Origin of the sequence: Priestia sp. FSL W8-0524 (assembly GCF_038005965.1) — a bacterium.
Lineage (GTDB): Bacteria > Bacillota > Bacilli > Bacillales > Bacillaceae_H > Priestia > Priestia zanthoxyli.
In genome coordinates this window covers 1,654,649-1,681,523 of the sequence record NZ_JBBOUG010000001.1, presented here as the reverse complement: position 1 = coordinate 1,681,523, position 26,875 = coordinate 1,654,649, and the positions used below count along the sequence as shown (strand labels likewise).

General features: G+C 38.1%; 32 protein-coding genes. 8 read left to right on the top strand and 24 right to left on the bottom strand.

Annotation, left to right across the window (positions count from 1 at the left end; all coding sequences use genetic code 11):
* Positions 1-12: 12 nt before the first annotated feature.
* The 5 genes from NST66_RS08385 to NST66_RS08365 all read right to left on the bottom strand — a co-directional run bounded on the left by NST66_RS08385 (position 13) and on the right by NST66_RS08365 (position 5,545).
* Entirely contained in the window at positions 13-1,911 is a 1,899-nt protein-coding gene (locus NST66_RS08385; protein WP_033578764.1) for an ABC-F family ATP-binding cassette domain-containing protein, read from the bottom strand.
* Positions 1,892-2,545 carry an HD domain-containing protein gene (locus NST66_RS08380; protein ID WP_033578763.1) on the bottom strand — a complete coding sequence of 218 codons (654 nt, stop codon included), beginning with the start codon at positions 2,543-2,545 and terminating at the stop codon, positions 1,892-1,894. Before NST66_RS08380 ends, NST66_RS08385 begins: the two co-directional genes overlap by 20 nt.
* A 124-nt stretch (positions 2,546-2,669) precedes the next feature.
* Positions 2,670-3,146 carry a glutathione peroxidase gene (locus tag NST66_RS08375; RefSeq protein WP_028413651.1) on the bottom strand — a complete coding sequence of 159 codons (477 nt, stop codon included), beginning with the start codon at positions 3,144-3,146 and terminating at the stop codon, positions 2,670-2,672.
* Between the two features lie 61 nt (positions 3,147-3,207).
* Positions 3,208-3,726 (bottom strand): hypothetical protein, encoded by a 519-nt coding sequence (locus NST66_RS08370; RefSeq protein WP_033578762.1) that lies wholly within the window; start codon positions 3,724-3,726, stop codon positions 3,208-3,210.
* Positions 3,727-3,856: 130 nt separating this feature from the next.
* Entirely contained in the window at positions 3,857-5,545 is a 1,689-nt protein-coding gene (locus tag NST66_RS08365; RefSeq protein WP_033578761.1) for a formate--tetrahydrofolate ligase, read from the bottom strand.
* A gap of 352 nt (positions 5,546-5,897) precedes the next feature.
* Between NST66_RS08365 and metA the strand changes: the two genes are divergently transcribed.
* Positions 5,898-6,809: a homoserine O-acetyltransferase MetA gene (gene metA, locus NST66_RS08360; RefSeq protein ID WP_013056685.1), complete on the top strand. Its 912-nt coding sequence runs from the start codon at positions 5,898-5,900 to the stop codon at positions 6,807-6,809.
* Between the two features lie 206 nt (positions 6,810-7,015).
* On the opposite strand, the gene NST66_RS08355 is transcribed toward metA, so the two are convergent.
* Positions 7,016-7,741, bottom strand: a complete 726-nt coding sequence (locus NST66_RS08355; RefSeq protein WP_028413655.1) for a hypothetical protein — start codon at positions 7,739-7,741, stop codon at positions 7,016-7,018.
* Positions 7,742-7,844: 103 nt separating this feature from the next.
* Here NST66_RS08355 and NST66_RS08350 point away from each other — a divergent pair, with 103 nt between their 5' ends.
* The gene (locus tag NST66_RS08350; RefSeq protein ID WP_033578760.1) at positions 7,845-8,090 is read left to right on the top strand and encodes a hypothetical protein; all 246 of its coding nucleotides are present in this window, start codon (positions 7,845-7,847) and stop codon (positions 8,088-8,090) included.
* Positions 8,091-8,100: 10 nt separating this feature from the next.
* Here the strand turns inward: NST66_RS08350 and NST66_RS08345 are convergent, their stop codons facing one another.
* The 5 genes from NST66_RS08345 to NST66_RS08325 form a co-directional block, all read right to left on the bottom strand.
* Positions 8,101-8,298, bottom strand: a complete 198-nt coding sequence (locus NST66_RS08345) for a hypothetical protein (RefSeq protein ID WP_033578759.1) — start codon at positions 8,296-8,298, stop codon at positions 8,101-8,103.
* A 302-nt stretch (positions 8,299-8,600) separates the two neighbouring features.
* Entirely contained in the window at positions 8,601-8,843 is a 243-nt protein-coding gene (locus NST66_RS08340; RefSeq protein WP_025752022.1) for a hypothetical protein, read from the bottom strand.
* A 30-nt stretch (positions 8,844-8,873) separates the two neighbouring features.
* On the bottom strand, positions 8,874-9,074 hold the full coding sequence (locus NST66_RS08335) for a hypothetical protein (protein ID WP_223260161.1): 201 nt from the start codon (positions 9,072-9,074) through the stop codon (positions 8,874-8,876).
* 638 nt (positions 9,075-9,712) lie between these two features.
* Positions 9,713-9,901 carry a hypothetical protein gene (locus NST66_RS08330; RefSeq protein ID WP_014460480.1) on the bottom strand — a complete coding sequence of 63 codons (189 nt, stop codon included), beginning with the start codon at positions 9,899-9,901 and terminating at the stop codon, positions 9,713-9,715.
* 84 nt (positions 9,902-9,985) lie between these two features.
* A complete protein-coding gene (locus NST66_RS08325; protein WP_028408813.1) occupies positions 9,986-10,396 on the bottom strand; it encodes a hypothetical protein in 411 nt (136 codons plus the stop codon).
* 160 nt (positions 10,397-10,556) lie between these two features.
* On the opposite strand from NST66_RS08325, the gene NST66_RS08320 reads away from it, so the two are divergent.
* Together NST66_RS08320 and NST66_RS08315 are read left to right on the top strand one after the other, a co-directional pair.
* The gene (locus tag NST66_RS08320; RefSeq protein ID WP_033578758.1) at positions 10,557-11,288 is read left to right on the top strand and encodes a polysaccharide deacetylase family protein; all 732 of its coding nucleotides are present in this window, start codon (positions 10,557-10,559) and stop codon (positions 11,286-11,288) included.
* A 461-nt stretch (positions 11,289-11,749) separates the two neighbouring features.
* Positions 11,750-11,914: a hypothetical protein gene (locus NST66_RS08315; protein WP_013056680.1), complete on the top strand. Its 165-nt coding sequence runs from the start codon at positions 11,750-11,752 to the stop codon at positions 11,912-11,914.
* A 123-nt stretch (positions 11,915-12,037) separates the two neighbouring features.
* On the opposite strand, the gene NST66_RS08310 is transcribed toward NST66_RS08315, so the two are convergent.
* Entirely contained in the window at positions 12,038-12,733 is a 696-nt protein-coding gene (locus tag NST66_RS08310) for a peptidoglycan-binding protein (protein ID WP_033578757.1), read from the bottom strand.
* Between the two features lie 135 nt (positions 12,734-12,868).
* Positions 12,869-13,618, bottom strand: coding sequence for a Cof-type HAD-IIB family hydrolase (locus NST66_RS08305; protein WP_028413660.1), 750 nt, complete (start codon positions 13,616-13,618; stop codon positions 12,869-12,871).
* Between the two features lie 245 nt (positions 13,619-13,863).
* Between NST66_RS08305 and NST66_RS08300 the strand changes: the two genes are divergently transcribed.
* The gene (locus NST66_RS08300; protein ID WP_340843263.1) at positions 13,864-14,706 is read left to right on the top strand and encodes a sulfurtransferase; all 843 of its coding nucleotides are present in this window, start codon (positions 13,864-13,866) and stop codon (positions 14,704-14,706) included.
* A gap of 75 nt (positions 14,707-14,781) precedes the next feature.
* On the opposite strand, the gene NST66_RS08295 is transcribed toward NST66_RS08300, so the two are convergent.
* From NST66_RS08295 to NST66_RS08280, 4 genes are all read right to left on the bottom strand, one after another.
* Positions 14,782-15,426 carry a FusB/FusC family EF-G-binding protein gene (locus NST66_RS08295; protein WP_028413662.1) on the bottom strand — a complete coding sequence of 215 codons (645 nt, stop codon included), beginning with the start codon at positions 15,424-15,426 and terminating at the stop codon, positions 14,782-14,784.
* A 135-nt stretch (positions 15,427-15,561) separates the two neighbouring features.
* Positions 15,562-15,840: a CD3324 family protein gene (locus NST66_RS08290; protein WP_285852074.1), complete on the bottom strand. Its 279-nt coding sequence runs from the start codon at positions 15,838-15,840 to the stop codon at positions 15,562-15,564.
* A gap of 366 nt (positions 15,841-16,206) precedes the next feature.
* Entirely contained in the window at positions 16,207-16,335 is a 129-nt protein-coding gene (locus tag NST66_RS08285; protein ID WP_013056674.1) for a YuzL family protein, read from the bottom strand.
* Positions 16,336-16,400: 65 nt separating this feature from the next.
* Positions 16,401-17,081, bottom strand: a complete 681-nt coding sequence (locus tag NST66_RS08280; RefSeq protein ID WP_340843262.1) for a class I SAM-dependent methyltransferase — start codon at positions 17,079-17,081, stop codon at positions 16,401-16,403.
* A 104-nt stretch (positions 17,082-17,185) separates the two neighbouring features.
* On the opposite strand from NST66_RS08280, the gene NST66_RS08275 reads away from it, so the two are divergent.
* Both NST66_RS08275 and NST66_RS08270 read left to right on the top strand, forming a co-directional pair.
* Positions 17,186-17,410: a DUF3892 domain-containing protein gene (locus tag NST66_RS08275; protein ID WP_013056672.1), complete on the top strand. Its 225-nt coding sequence runs from the start codon at positions 17,186-17,188 to the stop codon at positions 17,408-17,410.
* Positions 17,411-17,422: 12 nt separating this feature from the next.
* On the top strand, positions 17,423-17,569 hold the full coding sequence (locus NST66_RS08270; RefSeq protein ID WP_013056671.1) for a hypothetical protein: 147 nt from the start codon (positions 17,423-17,425) through the stop codon (positions 17,567-17,569).
* 303 nt (positions 17,570-17,872) lie between these two features.
* Here NST66_RS08270 and NST66_RS08265 read toward each other — a convergent pair whose 3' ends face one another.
* From NST66_RS08265 to NST66_RS08255, 3 genes are all read right to left on the bottom strand, one after another.
* On the bottom strand, positions 17,873-18,748 hold the full coding sequence (locus NST66_RS08265; RefSeq protein ID WP_014460489.1) for a helix-turn-helix domain-containing protein: 876 nt from the start codon (positions 18,746-18,748) through the stop codon (positions 17,873-17,875).
* Between the two features lie 249 nt (positions 18,749-18,997).
* Complete coding sequence (ribD, locus tag NST66_RS08260) at positions 18,998-20,089, bottom strand: bifunctional diaminohydroxyphosphoribosylaminopyrimidine deaminase/5-amino-6-(5-phosphoribosylamino)uracil reductase RibD (protein ID WP_033578754.1); 1,092 nt, start codon at positions 20,087-20,089, stop codon at positions 18,998-19,000.
* Positions 20,086-20,835, bottom strand: coding sequence for a GTP cyclohydrolase II (locus NST66_RS08255; RefSeq protein WP_028413666.1), 750 nt, complete (start codon positions 20,833-20,835; stop codon positions 20,086-20,088). The genes ribD and NST66_RS08255 overlap by 4 nt, the downstream gene beginning before the upstream one ends.
* A gap of 356 nt (positions 20,836-21,191) precedes the next feature.
* Here NST66_RS08255 and NST66_RS08250 point away from each other — a divergent pair, with 356 nt between their 5' ends.
* Entirely contained in the window at positions 21,192-21,515 is a 324-nt protein-coding gene (locus NST66_RS08250) for a winged helix-turn-helix transcriptional regulator (RefSeq protein ID WP_014460492.1), read from the top strand.
* Positions 21,516-21,633: 118 nt separating this feature from the next.
* Here NST66_RS08250 and NST66_RS08245 read toward each other — a convergent pair whose 3' ends face one another.
* The 4 genes from NST66_RS08245 to NST66_RS08230 form a co-directional block, all read right to left on the bottom strand.
* Positions 21,634-22,845 carry an MFS transporter gene (locus tag NST66_RS08245; protein WP_028413667.1) on the bottom strand — a complete coding sequence of 404 codons (1,212 nt, stop codon included), beginning with the start codon at positions 22,843-22,845 and terminating at the stop codon, positions 21,634-21,636.
* 273 nt (positions 22,846-23,118) lie between these two features.
* Positions 23,119-24,174, bottom strand: a complete 1,056-nt coding sequence (locus NST66_RS08240) for a tartrate dehydrogenase (protein WP_033578751.1) — start codon at positions 24,172-24,174, stop codon at positions 23,119-23,121.
* 149 nt (positions 24,175-24,323) lie between these two features.
* Positions 24,324-25,823: a glucose-6-phosphate dehydrogenase gene (gene zwf, locus NST66_RS08235; protein WP_176344177.1), complete on the bottom strand. Its 1,500-nt coding sequence runs from the start codon at positions 25,821-25,823 to the stop codon at positions 24,324-24,326.
* 125 nt (positions 25,824-25,948) lie between these two features.
* Entirely contained in the window at positions 25,949-26,860 is a 912-nt protein-coding gene (locus NST66_RS08230) for an AEC family transporter (protein ID WP_028413669.1), read from the bottom strand.
* Positions 26,861-26,875: the final 15 nt, after the last annotated feature.

Below are 26,875 nucleotides of genomic sequence, written 5' to 3'. Positions count from 1 at the left end.
CTAACGACTTGTTTACGCGTTTTCAATTTCTTCAATCAGCTCTGAAAGCTCTGCCCAGCGATCAAGCAGTGCATTTAATTCTTCATTTGCTTTTTCTTGTTCTAACGATAGGTTATGCGCTTTTGTATAATCGCTGCCCACCTGTTCAATTTCACTTGTTAAGCGTTCAATTTCTTCTTCTTTTGCTGCAATATGATCTTCGATTTCTTCCCATTCTTTTTGTTCTTTATACGTTAAGCGACGCTTTTTCGTTTTCTCCGGCTGTTTTGGCTTTTCTTCTTTCACTTTAGCCTGCTGAGCCATTGCCTGCTTCTTTTTCACCGCTTCTTCTAATTGATCTGTATAAGCGCCAAAATAAGTCGAAATGTTTCCTTCTCCTTCAAAGACAAGTAAGTAATCTGCTACTTTATCTAAGAAATAACGATCATGCGATACCGTGATAACAACACCTGGAAATTCTTCGAGGTAGTCTTCAAGCACCGTTAGCGTTTGAGTATCCAAATCATTAGTCGGCTCATCTAGCAGTAAAACATTTGGCGATGTCATCAACAATTTCAATAAATATAAACGACGGCGCTCTCCTCCGGACAACTTTTGAATCGGTGTTCCGTGCGTATGTGAAGGAAATAGAAATCTCTCAAGCATTTGCGATGCAGAGATCATTTTCCCATCCGTCGTATGAACAACTTCTGCCGATTCTTTAATATAATCAAGCATGCGTTGATTCAAGTCCATATCATCGCTTTCTTGAGTATAGTAAGCAATTTTAACCGTTTGTCCTCTGTCAATTTCACCGCTGTCCGGCTCAATGCGTCCTGCAATCATATTCAGCAGGGTAGACTTTCCGCTTCCATTTTTTCCGACAATTCCAATTCGGTCTTGTTTTTTCACGATGTGCGTAAAGTCTGAAAGAATGATTTTATTTTCATACGTCTTAGACACATCTTTTAATTCAAACACTTTTTTCCCAAGGCGGCTGCCTGCTAAACTTAAATCCAATGATTCTTTTTCAGAAGAATCGAGTTTTCCTTCTAATTCATCAAATCGCTGAATACGCGCTTTTTGTTTAGTCGTACGCGCTTTTGCTCCTCGGCGAATCCAAGCCAATTCATTGCGATATAAGTTGCTTAATTTTGCTTGAGTTGCTTTTTCCTGCTCTTCTCGAATCGCTTTTCCTTCTAGAAAAGCAGCATAGTTTCCTTTATAGCTATATAAATTTCCACCGTCTAATTCAAAAATTCGGTTTGTAACAGCATCCAAGAAATAGCGATCATGAGTAACAAGCAATACGGCTCCTTGATATTTGGATAAATATTCTTCGAGCCATTTAACCGTCTCATAATCCAAGTGGTTAGTGGGCTCATCTAAAATTAATAAATCAGGTGTTTGAATTAGGCTTTGGGCAATTGACACGCGCTTTTTCTGTCCACCTGAAAGTTCGCCGATTTTTGCACTCATATTTGAAATTCCCAGCTTCGTTAAGATCGACTGTGCGTTAGAATTGGCTTCCCACGCGTTCATCGCATCCATTTTCTGCTGTAAATCATACAGTGTCTGCTGGTTCTTCTCGTTTGCAGAATCTTGCTCTAACGCATATAGAGCTAGCTCATAGTTTTTTAATAAATTAAGAAGGGGCGTATCTCCGCTGAAAACTTGCTCTAAAACCGTTAAGTCTTCATCAAAATCCGGATGCTGAGGTAAATATGTCACGCTGTAGTCTTTAGCATGAACAATATCCCCTTCATCTCCCAGCTCTAGACCTGCGATAATTTTAAGAAGCGTCGATTTTCCTGTTCCGTTTACACCAATTAAGCCGATTCGCTCATTTTCCGTAATTGTAAACGTTAGCTGATGAAACAGCTCTTTTTCTCCATATGTTTTTGTTAAGTTTTCAACAGTCAGCATTTTCATAATGATAATTCCACTCTTTCTTAAATTGAACTAAAAATTCTTTCATATATGTATGTCGCTCTTGCGCTAGAGACCGTGCTGTTTGAGTATTCATTAACGCAGTAAGCTTTAACAACTTTTCATAAAAATGAGCAATAGCCGTTGATTTTCCGTGTCTGTATTCTTCCTCTGTCATCTCACTTCGTACAGCAATGTTTTCGTCATACAGAGCCGTGCCTTTAGAACCTGCATACATAAACGTACGTGCGATACCAATCGCACCAATTGCATCTAAGCGATCTGCATCTTGAACAACTTGACCTTCAAGCGTGGCCATAGCCGGACGGTTTCCGCCTTTAAATGACATCGTTTGTAAAATATGAACGATATGCTTGCAGTTCTCTTCTTCTACGCGCTGACTCTTCAGCCACTCCCGCACTTCTTCATACGCTTTTTCAACATCTTCCACTAGCTTATCATCTACCACATCGTGTAAAAGCGCGGCTAGTTCAATAACTTCCCGGTTGCCGCCTTCTTTTTTATATAAAAGCACTGCATTTCGACGCACGCGATCGATATGCTGCCAGTCATGTCCCGTCGTGTCATGCGCAAGCTTTGCTTGAACCCACTTTTCCGTCTTTTCTATTTTGTTCATTTGCTCACCTCAATTATATCCACCATTATTTTAGCACAAAGTAAGGCGCTCGTCTCACTGACAGCTGAGCACCCTTTGAAAACCCTGGCTGAAAAATAAAAAACAGATGGAGATCCACCTGCTTTTACAGCAATTCCTTTATATCTTTTTGAATATCTTTTGGTGCAGTTTGAGGTGCGTATCGCTTCACGACTTCACCTTGACGATTCACTAAAAACTTTGTGAAATTCCACTTTATCGCTTTAGAACCTAGCAGGCCAGGTGCTTGTTCCGTTAAGTATGCAAATAACGGATGTGCATGCTCACCTTTTACATCTACTTTTGCAAACATTGGAAACGAAACGCCGTAGTTTAACTCGCAAAATTGTTCAATATCATTTGAACTTCCTGGCTCTTGACCACCAAATTGATTGCAAGGAAAACCTAGAACCGTTAGACCGTTTTCTTTTTCTTCTTCATACAGCGCCTGTAAATCTTTATATTGAGGGGTGAAGCCGCATTTGCTAGCTGTATTCACAATCAACAGTACGTCACCTTGATAGTTAGATAGTGATACGTCTTCGTCTTTAATTGTTTTTGCAGAGTATTCATACACGCTCATTAAAACGCCTCCTTTTCCCTATTGTAATTCACTTTATTTCTGAAGTACAACTGAAACGCTCTTATGATTTGTCGTAAAGAACCTTTAGCTGATCAGTCGTTTGCAGCATATAATCAATCATTTCGATTAAATCTCCTACTTGATCTTCGTAAATGAATCGGTTAAAGGTTACCGCAATATTGTTTTCATATTCGTTTCCTCCAACTTCATGAGTAATACGCTGCTTAACCACTCTTGTTGTTCCCCAGATCCTTTCACACATTTCCTGTATGTTTCTAAACTCAGCTTCTTCAAACGGTTTTTGTTTTTTCAGCTGAAAATGAATATAAACTGTACAACCTGGTTTTTCTACACGGGAAGGCGTTAATTCCGCATGAATATTATCTAAGTCGGTTGATAAAGTTAGCGACGCGGTACAGCAAAAATGCTGTTGAAAAGAAATGCGGTACGTTCGAGTAAACTGAGCTAAGTCTACAAAATCTTCGCGATTTGTAACAGATACTTGCCCAGATAAGTCAAGATCATAGATCTCTCCTTCTACAACCACTTTTAAATTATCAAATACAATTGGATCAAACATTTCAACTACTTCCTTTTTTTATAAAATACGAACAGTCAGCTCTTCTTCTTTCTTGCCAAATTAATTCATAACATACCTGTTATTTTGTTTTATCTCATAAGAAAAGCGATGCCAAGGCATCGCTTTTCTCTTAAAAAATACCTAGTGCATGTCCATTCTCGTCAATATCCATATTGAGCGCAGCAGGTTTTTTTGGAAGTCCAGGCATTGTCATAATTGAACCTGTTAGCGCAACGAGAAACCCAGCTCCGAGTGAAGGACGGAATTCCCTTACCGTAATCTTAAAATCCGTTGGTCGTCCAAGCTTCGTCTGATCGTCACTTAACGAATACTGCGTTTTGGCCATACAGATCGGCAGGTGATCCCATCCGTTTGCTTCAAATTGCTGTATTTGCTTTAACGCTTTTGGAGCAAACTCTACGCCTTGTGCTCCGTATACGGTTTTAGCAATAGCTTCTACTTTTTCTGGAATCGAAGCTGACACATCATAAAGAGGAGAAAACTGACTTTCCGTCTCGTTCATGACCTCAAGAATTTTTTCAGCAAGCATGACGCCGCCTTCTCCACCTTTTTCCCATACTTCTGTTAAAGCAACTGGAACATTCTTTGAAGCGCACCAATTCATAAGCGCTTCTACTTCACCTTTTGAATCTGTTACAAAACGGTTCACGGCTACCACATAAGGAACGCCGAATGCCTGAATCGTTTCAATATGTTTTTCAAGATTTTCAATTCCCGCTTCTAAAGCCTCAATGTTTTCTTCATTTAAACGCTCTTTAGGAACACCCCCATGCATTTTCAGAGCGCGAATTGTGGCAACGATTACTACCGTTTCTGGTTTAATATCTGCCATACGAGCTTTAATATTCAGGAATTTTTCTGCGCCTAAATCTGCCCCAAATCCCGCTTCTGTTACTACATAGTCGCCTAGTTTTGCAGCCATTTTTGTTGCAATGACGCTATTGCAGCCGTGGGCAATATTAGCAAAAGGACCTCCGTGAATGAGGGCTGGAGTATGTTCCAATGTCTGTACAAGGTTGGGCTTAATCGCGTCTTTTAAAAGAAGAGTAAGCGCTCCTTGTGCACCTAAGTCCGCAACCGTTACAGGCTCATTATCCATGTTGTAAGCTACAACAATAGACGCTAAGCGACGCTTTAAGTCTTGTAAATCTGACGCTAAGCAGAAAATAGCCATAATTTCTGACGCAACCGTAATATCAAAACCATCTTCTCGAGGAACACCTTGCATAGGGCCACCTAACCCAATGACAACCTGACGCAGCGCGCGGTCGTTTAAATCAACCACTCGTTTCCACGTAATTTTACGTGTATCAATGCGCAGTTCATTGCCTTGATGTATATGGTTATCCAAAATAGCGGCCAGCGCGTTGTTAGCTGTTGTAATGGCATGCAGGTCTCCAGTAAAGTGCAAGTTAATATCCTCCATTGGAAGCACTTGAGCATAACCGCCTCCAGCGGCACCTCCTTTAATTCCCATTACCGGACCAAGAGATGGTTCACGCATGGCTACAATTGCTTTTTTACCTAATCTATGTAATGCCTGAGCTAAGCCAACCGTCACTGTCGACTTACCTTCTCCTGCTGGAGTTGGATTAATAGCTGTAACTAAAATCACTTTTCCATCTTGTTTTGTGTGTAAACGTTCCATAACGGACAAAGAAAGCTTGGCTTTATAATGTCCGTACGGCTCTAGCTCGTCCTCTAAAATATCGAGCTGCTCGGCAATCTCTTTAATCGGTTTAATCGTTGCCTCTTGTGCAATTTGCAAATCACTTTTTATTTGCTTCTTAGTTGTCATATAAAAACCCCTTTTCTGCTGAGAATTCTTTTTAAACACTTCATCAAAAAAGGATAAAATCCGTTTTCTGGGGGAGATATGAAGTTTAATAAATACAGGAACGACTGCTCTATAAATTTTACTGAGTTTCAGTCATGCTAAAAAAGCATAGCAACGCTCCAATTTAACCTTATTGTACCATTTCATTTTAGCCATTACGCATATTAATGCTCTTTTTTTTTCAAAATTCAATTGCTTAATATTCTGTATATTCCTATAATAGTATATTGTACATAAATGTTGAACCTCATCTTCACGTGAGAAAGAACATTTATACGCGTCATTACTTCGAAATCGAATAGGAGGAATTTTATTGCCTATTAATATTCCACGTGATCTTCCGGCAAAAGAAATTTTAGAAAAAGAGAGAATTTTCATCATGGACGACGTGCGCGCTGTTAACCAAGAAATTCGCCCGCTTAATATTGTTATCCTAAACTTAATGCCGGAAAAAGAAAAAGCTGAAACGCAATTATTACGTTTACTCGGGAACTCACCGCTGCAAGTGCATATTACACTTCTTTACACGGCAAGCCATAAAGCAAAAACAACGAGTAAAAATCACCTAGATCAGTTTTATAAAACGTTTGAACAAATTAAAGAACGAAAATATGACGGAATGATTATTACAGGAGCACCTGTAGAACATATACCATTTGAAGAAGTAAACTACTGGAAAGAACTTCAAGAAATTATGGATTGGTGTAAAACAAATGTGACTTCTACCCTTCATATCTGTTGGGGAGCTCAAGCCGGACTTTATCATCACTTTGGGATTGACAAGCGACCTCTTTCTGATAAATGCACGGGTGTATTTACACATGTTGTATCGAGTGAAGAGCCCATTAAGCTGCTGCGAGGATTTGATGATGTCTTTTATTCTCCTCATTCCCGTCACACTGATGTAGACATGAATGAAGTGAAAAATCATCCTGACCTTGAGCTTCTTTCCTACTCTGAAGAAGCTGGTGTTTATATGGCGATGTCTAAAGACGAAAAGTTTGTTTTCGTGACAGGCCACCCAGAGTACGACGTTCAAACACTGCAAGAAGAATTTCTTCGAGATACAGAAAAAGGACTAGAACCAAAGCTTCCGGAGCACTATTTCCCAAACAATGATCCTGACAAAAACCCTTTAAAAACATGGCGTTCTCATGCCAACCTGCTGTTTATGAATTGGTTAAACTATTATGTTTACCAAGAGACTCCATATCTATGGGAATGAAAGAACCGATCTATCCCAGTGTTCAATTAAATTACGCATGCTCTTTTTCATGTTGAAACTGCAGCGGCCTAGAAATAAAATAGAAAACCTGCCGCTCGTTTAGAGCGCAGGTTTTCTTTCTTTTTTATTTCCTAATTAAAGCTTTTTTTTCAGAAATCCAGCTTCGATAACAATGATTTGAGAATCCAAAGTTTTTACTCTCTTCCTCATCCTTCTTCATCCTCGTCTAGCTTTGTTTCATCCATTTCCTTCTTTTGTTCTTCTATCATTGTGTCCAGCCATTCAGGCGGCTTTTCACCTTGGTTTTCATTGTATACTTCTGAAGCATCTTTTTCCTCTAAAGAGGATAAGATGTCATGTATATCATTTTGATTGCCCAAAATATTGCCAAATCCCTGACTCACTTTTTTATGACTTCTAAAATTTGTCGGAAAGTTATTACCAAAGTTTACAGCTGAAGCATCTTCGATTGTACCAATATGAATGTCACCTATGCTAAAGATTGATTCTAGAGCCTGATTAGACTCCCTCATTTTTTCTGTATGGATTAGTTTGTAAGGGACACTTCTTTCATTAATTTTAACTGATATTTCAGAAGGACCCTTTTCTTTATTTTTTGCTTTATTATTCTGACTACCCGATTTCCGATTAACATCAGAGTCATTTGTTGTTTTTTTACCTTTCTTTCTCGGCGCTTGATATTGATTCGTTTGCGCAGGAAAAGTATTACCAATATTCAAAGTTCCACTAAGTTCCTTTACATCAATATGTTCTAAATAATAAGACAGTTCGTCCAAGTTCAGTGTTTCAACGTTCTTTATATCTAAATGAAAAGATTGGACCTTTTCTTTTGAAAGTTCATTTACGTGTTTTTCTAAGCTTGCGAGCCTTTTTTCAATGTTTTTGAGTATATTCAACACCTTTTCATCCATAGAGTTTGACCCCTCATTTGTTTTAACACTTTTAGCCCATTTACAACATATAGTAGTGTATTAGATAACTTTAATTAATGTCTCATATGTATCGGGAGGAATTATGAAAATAGATCTCCGTTCTCCGCAAATCATTTTTGATGACCTCACCGTAAATACGGTTAAAAACAACGCAGGAGTATTTATAGGAAAAAATATGCAAAAAAATTGGGAAACTACAATCAGCAGCAGCAATTCAGGTTTTGGCACAATTTCGGGAGATGATAATCAACTATCCTACAATACACATCTTGTTCTTGGTGAAGATGATGTAAATGACTCTTTTAAGCAGGCCGCAAAAGAAGCTTAACTCTACGATTTTACTCATCATTTTTTTTAGGGGCTTTCGCCACGGTGGTATTATTTAAAATTTTATTAGAATGACCAACTATTTTTCCAAAACCGTCAGAAATTTGACTTTTATGACTCCATTTATATTGAATATTAACGCCATAAAATAGGCCTGAACTGTTTTGAATTTTATTTACTTTGATGGAATGATAATGAATATTGGCCATAAAAACACCTCACAGACAGCAATTTATTTCAGTTAATACCATATAAAACTCAAATACATGATCTTATGTTTAAATTCTTATCTGCTTCGTCTCTTTAATCATTTAAGCTTTTACGCCTTTTCTATGATATTTACTCCATTTACTATAAAAGTATTCCTCTCATTACTCTTGAGTGTTATTCCTCTAAAATAAGCTAGCAAAAAAACCATCTGTATAAAAGATGGTTTAAGCCTGTTACTCATATATCCTCCCCACTCTGCCAAAATAACCGATTGATAGAATGCCTAATTACTTTTACTTCTTTAACTTTGTGTAACAGGAGCATTGTTGAAATCTATGTGTTCAGAAAAATTGGAATCAACGACGTCATTATCGTTAATAACATTTACCATTTGAGAGGCAAAGTTATTATAGCCAATTATTTCACCAAACCCCGTATTACTTTTCCAATTCACTTCCCAATCTGATTGAGTATTTTCTCCTGTGAAAATACCAGAGTTATTAGAAATATACGTAACATTAAGATTAGTAAATTTTATAATCAACTTTTCTCAACTTCTTTCATCTTCTTTTTCCTAGAACTGAGAAACTGGCTGAGGATTAATGTTTTCAGGCTGAGTAATTGGCGTATCACAAACATCCTGATCATTAATGATATTCGTGCTGCCCAATATAGCTGAATTTATAGCAAAACCGTTTCCTAAGTTAAATTTACCTTGGGAATTCCAATCTGGCTGGCTATTTTGACCTGAAGCAATTACTGAATTGGACACCATACTTACCACGTTTATTTGGTTGAAAATGACGGAAACAGGCATTAGTCCATTCCTCCGCTTTCTAAAATTTTAATGTAGTATATGCGTCCGTTTAAAGTATGGTTCAATTGATTTTCTGCAATTAACATGTTCGTTAAATCTATCGCCACTAAATTCATATATGTTCTTCTCGTAAACCCTTTGTACTCCCCTACCTAGTAAGTTTAAAACGGGAGTTTTTTAATCGCCCTGAATAAGGTGAAGCATTCAGGCATCACTTCTTCTTTGTAAGCGGCCATGTCTTGTAGTTTGTATTTAGAACATAGTTTTATCAAATAAAGAAAAGAGATTGAGACATCACGAGATCAATCCAATCCCAGAAGAAACGAACGGGATAAAAAATCGAGTATGAATCGCCTATGACACTGCTGTTGATTTCGGTGCAATACCTTACTTTTTATAGGATGATGTTGAGCTTCCTCGCCGTTTGCGCTCCTGCGGCGAGTTCTTATCTATTTAGCTTTTCTAGACCTTGTCCTTCAACCAATCGCTAGAATCAGCTACATACATAAGGTCTACGTTCAGCCTATCCATGAAAAAAACCGAACGATTCACCGTTCGGATTTTTCTTCAACTAATATACGTTTGTCTCAGCCTCTTTAAAGTTCTTTAATATATTCAATGACCGAATCTGGAAATTCGTTTCGAATTCCGCAATTCCCACAATAAAATCCGCTATATTCGTCTGTCGCAACGTACTGTCTTAAAAGAAACAATGTTAACCTGTTTGGGAGACCGCATTCTGTGCAAAACGCCAGGTATTTGCTGCGCTGTCTGTTTGCTGACATACGTTTCATCCTTTCGATTAACTATAGAAAGCGTTTTCTTATTTATATGGAGCTTTCTTATTAGTTTATGACAGCAATTACGGTCTACCTCCAATTATTGTCGCGACGAGAAGGGCGGAATAACCGCAGAATTAAATTAATTATAAGCACAATAGCCAAAATGTTAATTAATAACCCAAAAATCCCGCCCAGTGCACCCATATGACCAAGCAAACCGCCAAATAACATCCCTGCCAGACCGCCGTACAGCAGTCCACGAGCGAATCCTCCTCGTTTTGAACGGGTAACGCCTCGATTTACAGTTCCATTTCTGCGATTTGAAAAATTAGATCTCGGCTCATTTTGTCTAACGCTTGGCTGTCTATTAAACGACCGCTTCCCCGAACGATACGACCTTGCACTTACGTTATAGTCGTCGTGATAGGAAATATATTCAGCTAAGGGAGATAAACTTAGCGAAAAAATCAATGCTACGGCAATCATTATTTTTTTCATCTGCTTTTTCCTTTCTTCACCTAATAGTAACTGTTTATTATAGTGCGCTGTTTCATGCATATCATACGTTTTGACACAAAAGGGCATTTCAGCTTCATACAAAATTTTTAATCGGGTATCATAACGTTATACCTTGCCCTAGAAAGGAGCGTGCATGTACATGATACGAAGAATTAGTATACTGCTGTTCACACTGTGCTTCTTATTTAATGGAGCCCTTCCTGCACTATGTAAAGCGGAACAAGTAAAAAATGTAGCTGTGCGTGACCGTTTGCTTTATCAAGGTAATAACCATCTAAAGCAAACCGCCCTAACATTTGATGATGGACCGGATCCGCGCTTTACTCCACATGTATTGGATCAATTGAAAAAGCATGGTATTAAAGCAACCTTTTTTCTTATTGGGGCAAAAGCTCATGAACATCCTGAGCTGGTGAAGAGAATGGTAGCTGAAGGTCATGCTGTTGGGATTCATACCTATTGGCACCCCAACTTACTAAAAGAATCGACTGAAAAGTTTCACTGGGAAATTGCCAAAACTCAGGCTATTATTAAAAACATTACCGGGTTTGAAACACAGCTGTTTCGTCCTCCCTATGGAAATTTAACGCAAGAAATGATCAGCGAGCTGCCAAATGAAAATGTCTATGCGATTAACTGGTCTTCTGATTCATTAGACTGGAAGCAAATCCCAGAAGCGGAAATCACCAAGAATGTATTTAAGAACATGCACGCTGGAACAATTGTTTTGATGCACGACGGCGGCCATTGGACCATGGATCTTTCCAACACCCCAAAGTCGCTGGACACCATCATTCCTAGACTTAAACAAGAAGGATATCATTTTGTGACCGTCCCAGAACTTTTGCACATCCCTTATCCAAAAAATTAAGCTCCAACGAGTTTCTGATTTAGAAACTCGTTGGAGCTTTACAATTTTCTTTAATAGAAAGTAAATGTCCCCCTACAAAAAGAGCGTGTCAAAAGATCTAATACAAATCCATCTTAAAACTCCAAAATATGCCTTATTCCTTCAAAACGTTATCATACTAAAGATACAAAAAGAGGCATTCTTTTTTTGTTCCATCACTCTACAATAGAGGGAATTTACGGATAACCTCTAAAATAGGTTTTAAGTTGCATAATTAGGAGTAAATATTACTATAACTACTCTCATATTTTTAGACAAGCTGCATATGTATAAAATGAGAGAGTCGAACGCATTCCACATATCCCTAAATTTCTTCTTCTCACAAAAAAATTGACGAACTTTTTTTGTCAACAGGTGCGTATAGATATGATAGAATTCCTATATAATGACCTGGATTCATTTCTAAACAAGGAGTTTTGACTATGATTAATGAACAAGAGACGTTGTTATTTATTAAAGAACTTGGCCGCTTGTTGAAAGACTATCAAAACTGTTCAAACGCCTCTGTAAAAAGTGAAATATATAAAGATATCGTGTTGTTGAGCAATGTTATCCAGTTAGATCACGTGAACGTTTCTTACGCTTAGAAAATCCTTTTTATTTCTTTATAAATTTCAGTTTTTCTACCATAACTACAGAAAAGGAAGAAAGGAGACGATTTCCATCCATCTCTTTTCTTCCTTTTCTCGTTCTCATATTTTTATAGTTATTTAGAACATAGTTTTATTAAAATTTACATAGAGTTTTTCGAGTGTCTTCGGTCCAACTATTCCATCTACCTGCAAATAAAGTGCTTGTTGAAAAGCTTTTACCGCTTTGAGAGTGGAAGACCCGAATATACCGTCTGCTCCTCCAAAAAGAGAATAGCCTAAGTGAATAAGCATACGTTGAATTAACTGTACTTGATTTCCTCGATCTCCGTATTCAATTAGCACTCCTGAAACCTTTTCCGTCTGTTTCTCAGGTTTTTTTCCACTTCGAAGCTCCGACAAAGATAAACCGAATGTATATTGAAAATGAGGATAATCTTTTAAGCTTTTCCAATCTCCTCCCCATTCCAACCCGATCCTTTTTCCTACCTCTCCCGCTTTGTTCCATCTTCGATCAATGGTCCAGTCAACTTCTCCGTTGTTATCAAGCAGCGCAATATCAATAGCTAGTCCATAATTATGATAAGAATAGCCGCCTTTGGCATTAGTCACGATACTTCCTGGTGTTGTTCGGCCTTGTGAATATAGTTTGTGCTGCTGCTCTATCGATCTAAATCCTTCAGTGATCACAATAAATATACTTTCTTTATATGCTTGCCTAATGAGTTCGTACGCTTTTTCTTGCACTATTTCATGTACATTCTGCAGCTTATTTTCTGCTTTTTTTAACAGCTTGTCTAATGATAAATCGCTCATACTCCCCACTCCTTAACTAGATGGCTTCTCCTTATATATACGTATAAGACGAACTCTAAGGGAGGCATCCAGTATCAGTTTATGCGGAAAGTAGTTAAGTGGTGCAACAGTGACGCCTGCTGTGTAGAGTTGCTGTTATTTCAGTACCCAGTGGCTGATAGCCTTCGCTACTCCGTTATTGACATTTGTATCTGTCACCCAGTCCGCTGCTTCTTTTACAGCTTCCTGAGCATTTCCCATGGCGATTCCACAACCTGCCGCTTCAATCATAGCCATATCATTTAAGCTGTCTCCCATTGCAATGACTTCATCCATTGAAATGCCCAAACGTTCACATACAGTCATGATCCCTTTTGCTTTGTTAATACCAAGTGCATTAATTTCTAGATTCGTTAAACTAGAATTGCTGATTTCAAAATCTGAAATGCCTGCTATTTGTTTCAGCACTTCTTCTCGTAAAGCATCATCTGGAATATCGTAGCCAAACTTCAGCCATTCCTGTGAAGCAATATCTTCTGGAAATTCATCTCTCCATACTTTATCCGTCGTCACAGCCCAGAAGTTAAGCTTATGCTCTTGCGTTAGATTCCACATTTTCTCAATGTGTGAAGCATCAATTAACTTTCGTTCTACAAGCTGTCCAGATTCATCCCAAATTTCACTTCCGTTTACTGTAATAAGGTAAGAAGACAGCTGAAGAGACTGCGCGTATTCACGGCATGTTAAAAGAGATCGCCCCGTGCTTAATACCACATGAACACCTTGTTCTTGAGCTTTAGCAATGGCCGCACGATTTTCTTCAGAAATTTCTTGCTGATCGTTCAGCAGGGTTCCATCCATATCTAGTGCAATCAGTTTAAATTCTTTCTTTTCATTTGTTTGCATCTTTCTCTCTCCTTCTCATCAATAGTAAGTATGACCTTACGGTGAGCATTTGGCTTATACTATGTAACTCTTACTATAACTGTAGCACAAGAGCATTTCACTCTGCATCAGATAAGCGCTAAAATGGTCAATTATTCTATGGGGAATAATTGAAGGAAAGCAGCATACCTTTGCCGTAATTTATATTTAAAGCTTTTCATTTTTATTTATTTCAACTAGAATTTTGGTAAAAGGATGTGAATGTTATGAACACTATTATTTCACCGGCTGACTTACATACTGCATTACAGCAACCCCAACACTCCATTGTGTTGCTTGACTGCCGATTTACCCTTGGAAAGCCTGAGGCAGGAGCAGATGCTTATCAAAATGAGCACCTCCCGGATGCTCATTATTTGGATTTAGAAAAAGATTTGTCCTCTGTGGCTACTTCTCACGGAGGCAGACACCCGCTGCCCGATGTTCAAAAGCTCGCTCAGAAGCTCGGCAACTTAGCAATTAATGCTGATTCCAGAGTCGTCGTTTATGATGAACAAAACGGAATGATGGCTTCAAGAGCATGGTGGCTACTGCGATATATAGGAATTGAATACGTACAAATTTTAAATGGAGGTTTTACTAACTGGAAACAATCGGGATATGAAACAACTAAGAGCGTTCCAGCATCTTCTCCTCAAACTTTTGTACCTTTCATTCAACAAGATTGGGGAGTTGCAGGAGTTGAATACGTAAAAGAGAATCTTCATAATCCTAATGTTGTTCTTGTCGACTCTCGTGAAAAAAAGAGATATCTCGGCTTAGAAGAACCCATTGATTTTGTAGCAGGACATATCCCAGGCGCCATTCATTCTTTTTGGCAAGATGTGTTAACTTCAGAAGGTTTATGGAAAACAGATAAAGAGTGGAAGGAGATGTTTTCAGCTATTGATTCTCACGCTGAAATCATTGTATACTGCGGATCGGGTGTATCTGCTTGCCCTAACGTTTTGGCTTTAAAATCAGCCGGTTTTCCAAATGTGAAATTATATGCCGGCAGCTGGAGCGATTGGATTAGCTATCGTGACAATCCAATCGAGAAAAACAGATAGATAAAGAAGGCTCAGTCTCACCAAAAGTATAGGGACTGAACCTTCTTTTTTTGTATTTTTCTTATTAGCCTCATGTTATTTACTAAGCCTTAACATAAAATCATGAAGCCGCTCTAAGGTAAGCAAGTTTTGATTACACGCTTCGCTATCTTGACAAATATAATTTCCTCGTTGAGTAAATGTTCCTTGAACAGTTCCTTTGATTTCAGCAGTGAACATACCGACTTCTTCGTAGCTGTGACAAAGCGTGCATATTCCCTTCTGGTTGATAGGTTTAAACGTTCCTTGAATACCTTTTAGCTTCTGAGTATAGAGATCCTGCGCTACGATAAACTTTTTGTTTGAGCCTTTATCGACCCAGCTAACATATGAAATGCTCCCTAGATCAATGGTATCAACTGAAGGAATCTTTAACTTTTTCACTTTCGGAAACAATTTTTTCACGCCAGCTTCTGTAAACGATTTAAATGGAATCACGTAAGGCTTTATCGTTTCTAAAAACACCTCTGCTTGTTCTTTATTTTTAACTTCAGCAACCGGTAGCAATAACTCTTCCTGTTCCTCAGTAAGAACTTCAAACGCGTTTAATACTTTTTCTTTTGCAAGAGCTTTTAAAGCCTGCAGCACATCGGAATTGTTCACTGTTCCATACCCATTGATAAGAATTTGCGTTTGGCTTTTGATAAAGTTATATTGATCATTTCTTATAAACGCTTCCACGTTCTTCACTCCTTTTTCAGGTAATCAGCTACTTTTTACTTTACCGTATGGATTCCTTTTACGAAATGTAAAAAATAAATCAGAAATAAACTATACCTAAAAAAGCGCGGGCATTCAGTCGCCCGCGCTTGATTTTTACCGTTGCTTTTTATATACAATTTTTTTGATGGTTTCGGTTGATAAGAAGTATTCACGGGCTAGCTCCTCGATTGAAGCTCCTTTTTTGAACAACGTCTTAATCTGTTCGTTTCGCTCGTCAATCAACTTTCTTCCACCAGAGCAAGTGCCCCATTTCTTCCTTGCCTTCTGCGGCTTCGGAATATAAATGGTTTCTCCTTGAATATATTTTTGAATTTCACTAATCAGCTCTTCAGGTAAAATATTTGTTGCTTTTACATACGTCATTTCTGCCAGCTCCTTATGTGATTTTGCTTATACAATAAGGGGCAAAGCCGTATATATTAGAAATGAGATATGCTCGGTTAGGCGATGTCTATTACTAAACCGTCCACCCCATGCAAAGTATCGCCTCTCTAATATCAGGCTTTGCATGAGACGCTGCAGTATCCGGTAAATATCTTTTATTCACCATTTATTACACCTCCGCTTTACATCGAATGTAAACCAAGCTTGTAGAAAATTACAATTATTGGCTCAGATTTTATTATAAGCTATCTGCAATCTTGCAGACAATACCTTCTTACTTATAAAGATGACACCGTAAATAAAACGAACTTGCAGTGAGCTCGTTGTTCTCCCTGCAAGTTCGTTTTATTTTTGTTATGAACGCTTCTGCTTTTTGTTAGCTGAACTGCTTTGAACACCTTGTTCAGAAGTGGTCGTCCCTTGTCCTTCTACATTTGGTGAACCTAGCTCTGATTTTGAGCGGTCTTTTTTAATTTTACTCATGTCACTCACCTCCAGTTTGTAGTGTACCCTTTGTACAGCTACATATAAGGAGACGCGTGCTGTTTTTATTGTTTCTTGAGCATAAATAGCCATAGAAACGTTAAGGCTTGCTTTAATTCATTTGGGAGCTGTCCAATCAGCTTATCAGTAACATTTCGCTTATATACACCTTCGCCATCGATTACTTCCCATCCATTTTCTTTTGCAAGCTGTTCAAACTCCCACGGCATCATCGTATTGCAAATAACGTCTTCCCCATATAGTCTTTGATAACTGTTGGTACGAGGCTGAGCAGTTGGCCCAAGAATACCTACGCATGCATATCCTCCTGGTTTTACAACTCGGTACAATTCCTTCAAAGCTAACCGCGGGTGCTCAGTCCATTCTAACGCATTGATTACCATAACCCCTTCTACTGATTCAGAAGACAGCGGGAGCTTCATAATATCAGCTTGAGCGAACGACAAATTTTCACTTTTATGCAGCTGCGATGCTTTTTGAATCATTTCTTCCGATAAATCAAGACCGATTGCTTTGTATCCAGAAGCAGCTAGAAGAGACGTTCCAAACCCATCACCGCAGCCCACGTCTGCCACTATACCACCTGATTTAAGATGTTTTTGAACAAATGGAATCACTGTTTTCCGACTTCCGTTTTTCCACATTTCTTCACTTCGGCTATTCCAAAATGATACTTTTTGGTTCCACTCGTCTTGAGCTTGATCATGCCAATTAAATGTTGTCATTTTTTATCCCCTTTGCACTCTTTTCTTTACCTTATCACTTTTTATAATGAATAAAAACGACTATTTCAGCAACCATATAGATGTAAAGGAAGGTGTTTATTTGTATGAAAGAACGTTTCGTTGCAGTACGTAAAAATGCAGACGGTGACCTCTTAGAATTCCAAACGGCTTCAGGAGACGTTTTAACCTATGAAGAAGCGTTAAAGAAAGTAGAAGCTGGGGACGTTGAGCATGTGAGTACCTTTGTAGGGAAAGACGGCGGTACGTATATTCGCAGCATTCCTGACCATGACAAAACAAATAATCTCGATGCATTGCCATCGTTTTAAAGGAGAATGGATATGACAAAAAAGAATAACAAAGGAAGCGCTAATCAAAGTAATCCAAAAACGCAGCACCACCTTGTTGAAATGGGTGAAGAAATTTCAAGCGGGGATAATTCAAAGGGAAACAAACGCAACAAAGATCAGTCTAGTAAAACACAATAAAAAAAGCCGTGCTTTTTAGCACGGCTTTTTTTATTAATGTTGGCTTGGAAGACCTAATGTTGAAAAATCTCCTGTTGCTACGCTTGTTCCAACTGAAGCAACACCTGCTACTAATGTAAACGCTAATGCCATACCGACTAATACTTTTTTCATAATTATTTCCTCCTCTTTCTTTGATTTGACTCTAGTGTATCACAGGATAAAAGTAGATGAATTCCTTTCTATCAGCATTTATCACCTTAAAACCATGGATTTCCTCCATTTTGATAGAAATTTCTCAAAAATTATAATGATAGGAATATTTTAAACAAATAGAGCTTCAAGTTCTTTTTCTACTAGCTTGACGAATCGCTCGTTTCGCTGCAAGGTGAAAATGGTCATAGACTTTTCCATATATTCTTTACCTTGTTCAATTTTACCTAATTTGATTAAGCTCTCTCCTGCTTGGTAATGAAGTTCTCCAAATAAATACATTGATTCATTACTAATGCACAAATCGATTCCTCGGTTGCTGTATATCAATGATTCATCATAGTTACTCATATCTCCAAGCGTTTTGGCAAGTGCATTTAAAATTCTAATTTTTATATTTTCGTCTTTTGTTTGGGGCAGCTCATTTAAGCTTTTGAGTGCTGTTTGATATGTATCTAGAGCCTGTTCATACTCTTTCTCTTCATAAAGAATAATCCCAATGCTATTTAAAATTTCAATTTCTCTTTCTTTATAAAACGTTGCCGATTGCTTAGTAAGCTCGATCGCTTGGTACATTTTAGACAGCGCATCTTCTTTATTATGATGAATGTAATACACGCAAATACCTTCGTGCCACATTAAAAACTGCTTGTTCAGCGGATTTTGAAACAGGGGACTTTCTTTTTCTTTTACAATGATATTATGAATAGCATCATAATCTCTCTGACGAATATATTGACGAATTAACGATTGAACCGCATCTACGTAATCAAGTCGAGGTGATTCTACACTATCAAAAAAGTAGTTAACATCTACGCCAAGGCGCTTAGAAATTTTATAGAGGGTAATGCTTGATGGATATTCTTCACCATTTTCAATTTTGCTGATTTGCGCTTGTGTACAAATGTCTCTTGATAATTCTTGTTGTGTCAACCCTGCCATTTTGCGAAGGTCTCTCATAACACTCCCAATTCTATACTCTCTCATCTCTTTTCTCACCCTTACTTTCACATAATATATTCTCTCTATAAACATATAGTGCTTTTATTTAGATAGTCAACTGTAAACACGTTAAAAATTTATGCAATGTTTCGAAATTGACCATTCCCTATAATAGCAAATTAATCTATAAGAGTAAAATAGTGTATTATTTTTCTTCTCTAAAAAATCCGAACGATAAATCGTTCGGATTTTCCTTCAACTAACATATTTTTGTTCCAGCCTCATTTACATTTTTCATTTATAAACAGGATATCCAACAAATTTAAAGTCTTTACCAATTGAAGTAACAGAAAGACGCTCCACGTCCACTGCATCCCACATCTTTTCTACGCCTTTTCCTTCTAGAAAAGTAGGAGCTTCTTTTCCTCCTGAAAGCTTTGGAGCCATATACAGCACCAATTTATCAATTAAACGATTTTCTAGAAATGCGGCATTCACTTCGCCGCCTCCTTCAATTAAAAGAGACGACACAAATTTCTCACCTAGTATAGAAAGCATATCTTCAAGATTTACTTTGTCCTCACCGCTTGTGACAAATACTTCGACGCCTTGTTTCTCAAGCTGTTCTTTTTTTTCTTTTGAATAGCCCTGACTTGTAAATACCCATGTTGGGGCTAAAGAATCCGTTGCTAGCTTGGAATCAAGGGGCATACGCAACTTCGAATCCATCACAATACGAATCGGGCTTCGGCCGCCTTCGATGCGAGTTGTCAGCTCGGGGTTGTCCTTAATGACCGTGTTCACCCCTACTAAGATACCCGCCGTTTCATGACGAAGCTGATGTACATCCAAACGAGCTGCCTCAGACGTAATCCACTTGCTGTGAGAAAAAGCAGTAGCTATTTTACCGTCTAACGTAATCGCTGACTTTAACGAAACAAACGGCTTCTTCGTTACAATATACTTATTGAAGACTTCGTTCATTTGACGTGACTCTTCTTCACATACACCTGTTATGACCTCAATGCCTGCTTTTTCTAAAATTTCAACTCCATTACCTGCTACTAAAGGGTTGGGGTCTAAAGTTGCTATGACCACTTTCTTTACACCGGCTTCAACCAGCGCTTCAGCACAAGGACCTGTACGTCCGTGGTGTGAACAAGGCTCTAGCGTTACATAAGCAGTCGCTCCTTGTGCTTGTTCGCCAGCCATTCGCAGCGCATGAATTTCAGCGTGAGGCTCTCCCGCTTTTAAATGCGTACCGATTCCAACGATTCGATTATCGTTTACAATGACAGATCCTACAAGCGGATTTGGATCTGTTTGTCCTTTTGTTGCTTTTGCGTTTTGTAAAGCTATATTCATATAAAATTCGTGATTGATCAAAGAAGAACCTCCTCTTTTAAGTGTCCTGAACGTTTAACTTTGGTGTCTAGATACTTTTCATTAAACTGAGATACATCTCCCCAAAGTGGAACGCGCCCTGATAAAAGTGCGCCGTTTTTCTCAAGTGCGATTAGCTTTTTCGGATTATTCGTAATCAGCGTAACAGGTTTTTGACGCAGCACTTTTAACACACTGATGGCCTCGCTATAGCTGCGAGTATCATCTTCAAATCCTAACCCTTCATTCGCCTCTACCGTATCAAATCCGTTTTCTTGAAGAACGTATGCCATTGCTTTGCTGAATAGGCCAATGCCGCGTCCTTCATGATTTGCTAAATAAAATAGCGCTCCGCTTCCATTTTCGACAATCATTTTCATCGATTGTTTTAATTGAAAACCACAGTCGCAGCGTTTGCTTCCGAATATGTCTCCCGTATGGCAGATACTGTGCATACGAATGAGTGCCTCATGCGATTCTTGAAAATCTCCGTACACAAGAACACTCGATTGCTGCATGTCAGCTAAATTAGCTCCTTGCATTTTTTCAATAAGCTCTTCCGTACTTAAAGATCCTTCTTTTACATTATCAGAACGCAACCATGAATACCAACTAAATACTTGAGTCTCTCCATCTAGATTCACCGGAAGCGTGATAGGTCCTACTATATAAATAAAATGATCATCATTTTTTACTACATTAATTTTATCTTTTAAAATTGAAACAACTTTTTCGTTAATCACAGTCATTTCCTCCTCTTATGTGTCTTTCACTTATCTACTCTTTTCACATTGTGCTCAATCTCTCACATGAACAAATATTTTTTCTAGCACTTCACTACATTTATCTTTTTTAATTGATGTATTAGCTTACTAAAAGTAAGTAACTTTACTTGCTTAAAGTATTATATGACGATACATTTATCTTGTAAAGCTTTTATGTTCTCTTTGTTACTTTTAGTAATTAACTTCTTTAATTATATAAATTATATAATTAAAATATAAAAACGTAAAGTAATTTATGTTCTTTAAGTAATTAAATTACACAACACTAGATAAAATGCTGACTTTGTTTTATAATATAGGAAGAGAATGGAGGTAATAACATGGACGGTTTAGCACTCTGCCCGCGTTTTGAAAAGGCTGTTACTATACTAACGAAACGTTGGACGAGTTTGATCATTTTTCAGCTACTTTCCGGCTCACAGCGGTTTTCTCAAATGCAAGAAGCACTTCCAGTAAGCGGAAGGCTCTTATCCGAGCGCTTAAAAGAATTAGAGCATGAAGGAATCGTCATTCGTACGGTTATTCCGGAAACTCCTGTTCGAATCGAGTATTCGCTATCCGACAAAGGATTAGCACTGGCGCCGGTAATTCAGGAAATTCAGACATGGTCCAGTGAGTGGATTACAAAAGAAGAAGTGGAATAAAAGAAATCTCTAAAGAAATCAGGAAGGCTTCAATATCGATGTGCTCACAACCGTTTTCTTTAGAGCTCCATAAATAAAAAAGGCATGCTCCCCTTGAGCACGCCTTTTTTTATTTATATTATTTTCCTAATGATTCATTTTGAGAAATAATACGCTGTTTCTGGCTTTTTCGGCCGTGCAATACAAGGTATACTGCTATAGCTAAAAGAGCAACAATGGAACAGAATACATACATTCCTTTATATCCGGCTGCTGTAGATAAAATACCTAATAAAAAGGACCCTAACCCCATTCCAGAGTCAAAAAACACAAAAAACGTAGCCGTGGCGACACCTCGGCGATGAGGAGAAGCTTTTTTTACAGCAATGGATTGAAAACTTGATGTAATCGTTCCAAATCCTAATCCAATCAATGCTCCAGCTAATAAAAACACCCAGCTTGTTGTCGCTTGGCTAAGCAAAAAGATACCGATAGCTAGAGATAAAATGGACGGATATACCACGCTGTTTTCTCCGTATTGATCAAACCATTTTCCAGTAAAAGGTCTAGAAGCTAATAAGCACACCGCGTATACAACAAAGAAAAAGCTTGAAGCTTGCGTAAAGCCCATTTCTTTTGCATACATAGACACAAACGAAATAACACTTGCATATGAAAAAGCTACCACAAGGCCAGCAACAGAAATAGGCAGCGAACGGTATTCAAAAAACGCCGCAAGACCTTTAGCTGGCTGTATTTTATTTGTTGCAGAAGAAGCTGGCTCCACCTCAGGTACACGAAGTACTAAACTGCATAATGCTGCTAAAACAGAAGATACAATCGCAACGGTAAAGACCGCTGTATGACCCAAAGTATTTGTTAACGTTAAGCCTACAAACGGACCCACTACCATCGCTAAATTCATGAACGTCGCATAGTATCCCATCCCTTCTCCTTTTCTCTGTTCAGGGATTACATTTGCAACAATTGCTCCTGTAGCAGTTGTGCTCATTCCAAAACCAATACCATGAAGCACACGCAGCAGCAGCAGCGCTGATAATGAGTGGATATTCATATATAAAATAGAACCAATTAAAAAGATGAAGACACCTATTAATAGGACTTTCTTTTGTCCTAATGTTGTCATCCACTTACCGGCTAGCGGTCTGAACACAATGCCGGAGACTAAAAAAATTGTCACAATTAACCCTAAGCTTTGCTTACTTGCATGAAGTTCATCCGTTGCAAACAGCGGCAATGTGACAGTTAACATATAAAAAATGACAAAAACAAAAAAGCTAGTCAGTGAGACCGCTAAAAAATCTTTTGTCCATAATTTCGATTTCTGCATGATTTTCCTCCTTTTATCTTTTCATTCGTACCTATTTATTAAAACAAACTAAAGCATAGTCCATAAATAATATGTATACGAATTATCTCAACTCAAACTATTATAGGGTTCATATATGTAAGTGTCAACATGTATTTATCGATTTCATTTTTCTATAGAAACAAATCAATAAATGAAACCTACATTCACCATCACAATGAAAAAATCCGAACGATTAATCGTTCGGGTTTCCCTTCAACTACATTACTTTTATCCCAGCCTCTTTTAGAAGCGTCACTTTTTTAAATGAGAAATAATTTGATCCGTTACTTCACTAGTAGTTGCGCTGCCTCCAACATCTGGTGTAATGATACCCGATTCCGTCACTTGCTCAATAACCTCTAACAAATGACTGCCTAATTCTTGTTCACCGAAATGATCCAACATCATTTTAGCCGTCCAAATCTGTCCGATTGGATTTGCAATTCCTTTTCCGACAATATCAGGAGCAGACCCGTGCACCGGTTCAAACATCGAAGGATATTTTCCGTTCACATTAATATTTGCAGCAGGAGCAACGCCAATACTCCCCATAATAGCAGCTCCTATATCTGTTAAAATATCTCCAAATAAATTGCTTGCCACAATGACATCAAAACGACTTGGATTTGTTACGAAGAAAGCCGCCAGCGCATCGATGTGCTGGGAATCTGTTTCAATATGAGGATAACTCTTTGCAACATCTTGAAACACTTCGTCCCAAAACGGCATGGAATGAACAATTCCGTTTGACTTCGTGGCGCTTGTAACTTTGGCTTTTCTTTTAGAAGCTAATTCAAAGGCATAGCGCATCGCTCGTTCTGTTCCCTTTCGAGAAAAAACCGCATTTTGAATCGAAATTTGATCTTCTCCTTGATATATCCGGCCTCCTACTTCACTGTATTCCCCTTCACTATTTTCACGAACAACAATTAAATCAAAGTCTTTTGGGTTCGTTAGTGGAGATGCGATGCCTTTTAGCCTCTTGGCCGGACGAATATTAATTACCTGCTGAAATTCTCGACGAATCTTAATAAGCAGACCCCATAGCGACACGTGGTCTGGCACAAGATTTAAATTTCCTACGGCTCCTAAAAAAATTCCGTCAAAGTCTTGAAGCTGCTGTAACCCATCTTCCGGCATCATTTGTCCGTACTTCAAATAATAATCACAGCTCCAAGGAAATTCTGTAAATTCAAATTTTAATCCCCCGTGAAGCTCTGCAATCGTATGAAGAACTCTAACTGCCTCTGGAACAACTTCTTTCCCTACTCCATCTCCTGGTATATTCGCTATTTTTAACGTTTTCATCAAAAGTCCCCCTGCGTCTTTTTATATAGATCTATACACAATACCTCATGGATTATACTCTTTTGATTATACGCAGGGAAAATAATCATCTCAAGAAAATTCAGAATATACAAACCGTGAAAAAGACATCCCTCAAAGAGATGTCTTTTTCAAATCGGCAAAAACACTCCAGGTGCTTCCCCATGCTCATCGTCATCGAGCCACCATTTAAAGCCTTCCTGTGCAACTAATTTTTGTGCTTCTTCAGGGCCTTGTGAACCAGATGGATATTCATAAAGTGGCAGCATATCAGCTTCAAATGCATCTAATACTGGCTGTACCCACTGCCAAGATAGCTCTACTTCTTTCCAATGGGCAAAAAATGTGGAGTCGCCGATTAATGCGTCGTAAATAATTCGTTCATATGCCTCCGGCACACTTTCTTCTTCTCTTGAAAACGTAATACGAACCGGCTCAATAACGCCATTTTTTAATGGATTTTTGCTATTAAGCTGCAAAGCGACGTTTTCGCTTGGGCTAATTTCAATAATAAATAAGTTTGGCGCTACTTTATCATAAGGAGTTTCATACAGACCTTTTAACGAATCTTTAAATTCAATGACGATACGAGTTGATTTTTCTTTCATTCGTTTACCCGTTCGAATATAAAAAGGAACACCTTTCCAAAATGGATTATCAATCCATAAGCGAGCGGCTACAAACGTGTCATTTTTAGAGTTTGCTTCTACGCCGGGCTCTTCTTTGTATCCTTTAACAGATTTGTGATCAATTTCTCCGCTTCCGTATTGTCCTCGTACAACATCGCGAGCTACTTCTTGCGCTGGAATTTTCCTCAGTGACTCCATTACTTTTTGCTTTTCTTCTAAAATGTTTTCTGAGCAAATTCGTTTTGGAAGATGCATGGCTGTCATCATGAGAACCTGCAGCATATGATTTTGAATCATGTCGCGTATGGCTCCCGTATGATCATAATACCCTGCACGATTTTCAACACCGACTGTTTCACTTGCTGTAATTTGGACATTCGCAATGTGTTTGTTATTCCACAATGATTGCAGTACAGGGTTCGTAAATTCAAGCGCTTCTAAATTTTGTACCATCGGTTTACCTAAATAATGATCAATTCGATAAATTTCTTCTTCTTTAAACGTACTGCTTAGCTTTTCATTAAGCTTTCTTGCTGAAGCAAGATCATGTCCAAACGGCTTCTCAATCATAAGACGCTTCCAGCCTCCGGTTTGATCCAAGCCGCTTTTTTTTATATGCAGCGCAATTACATCGAAGTATTCTGGTGCTACAGACAAATAAAACAAACGATTTCCTTTACTTCTATGAGTTGTTTCTTGCTCATTCACAAGATTTAGCAGCTGTTTGTAATCTTCTGTTTTGCTTGCGTCTACTGCTTGGTAATGAAACAGCGACAAAAAATCTTCCTCGTTACTTTCCATTTTCCGTCTCGAAAAATCGTTTATAGATTGCTTTACACGCTCTTTAAAATCCTCATGAGATAGCTGCTCGTACCCTGATCCAATAATAGAAATAGCATCAGGGAGCTTTTTGTCTGTAAATAAATTATAAAGAGCAGGAAAGATTTTTCTTTTTGCTAAATCACCCGTTGCGCCAAATAAAACAAAAGTTAAGGACTCCACGTTTTTTCCTCCCGTCAGGTTGTATGTATGATGGATTTTCTCTTCTCCTAGCTTACCTCTGTTTATTTGGGAATATCCTTTTTTCATCAAAAAGGACGCTCACAAGTGCGAGCGTCCTTTGTTATTCACATTAAAATATTTGTCATTCCCCACAGCAGCAAAAAGCTCAGCAAAATGGTCATATTTGAAACGGTCCCGACAAATTTCTGATCGTATTTGAATTCTACTGCGTAAGGTAAAACGGATCCCGCTACGGGTAGAATGAAACAAACTAAAATTGTATACCGGAACATATCTTCAAATGGAAGCAAGAAAAACAGCGCAATTCCTACGCCAAGTCCGATCACGTAGCGAATGCTTAAAAACATGATAATTTTTTTTAAGTAGCTTTTTTGGAACGAAAAATTTAAATATACGCCTAAAAGCAAAAGAGAAAGCGGCATATTCGCTTTAGAGATAATACCTGAGACGTCTAATACATATGCTGGTAAATGAAGGCCTATAATCGCAAGAAGACAAATGATTACATAGGTCAGAAGCGGCATCGATTTTAATACTTTGTATAAAATCTTTTTAAATTCAATGTCAATATCATCCCCTGAGTAGTAGCTGCCAATTACGTAGCATAAAACAAAAATAACAAAAGCATTTCCGACATCAAACATACCAAAGTATTTAAGCCCTTCTTTTCCCCAAATGCCTTCTACTAACGGATAGGCAAACATTCCAATATTAAACCCTGGAATCATCATCGTCAGCATGCCTTTCACCTTTCGCTCATCTTTTCGAAAAACAAAAATTCCGACTGCAGCTAACAGCAAGCCATAGACAATCCCAATAACTAATAGTAAAATAAGCGATCCATCAATTTTAATACTGCTGAATGTAACAATAATCAAGCAAGGCATTGTAATATTAAAAATAATTCTTGCTAAAGCTTCCCCGTCTTTTTGCTGAAGGAGGTTTGTTCGTTTTAGTATGTATCCTAATAGAATAATTGTAATGGAATACAAAAACTGACTGTTAAAGCTACTCATAGACCTACTCCCTTA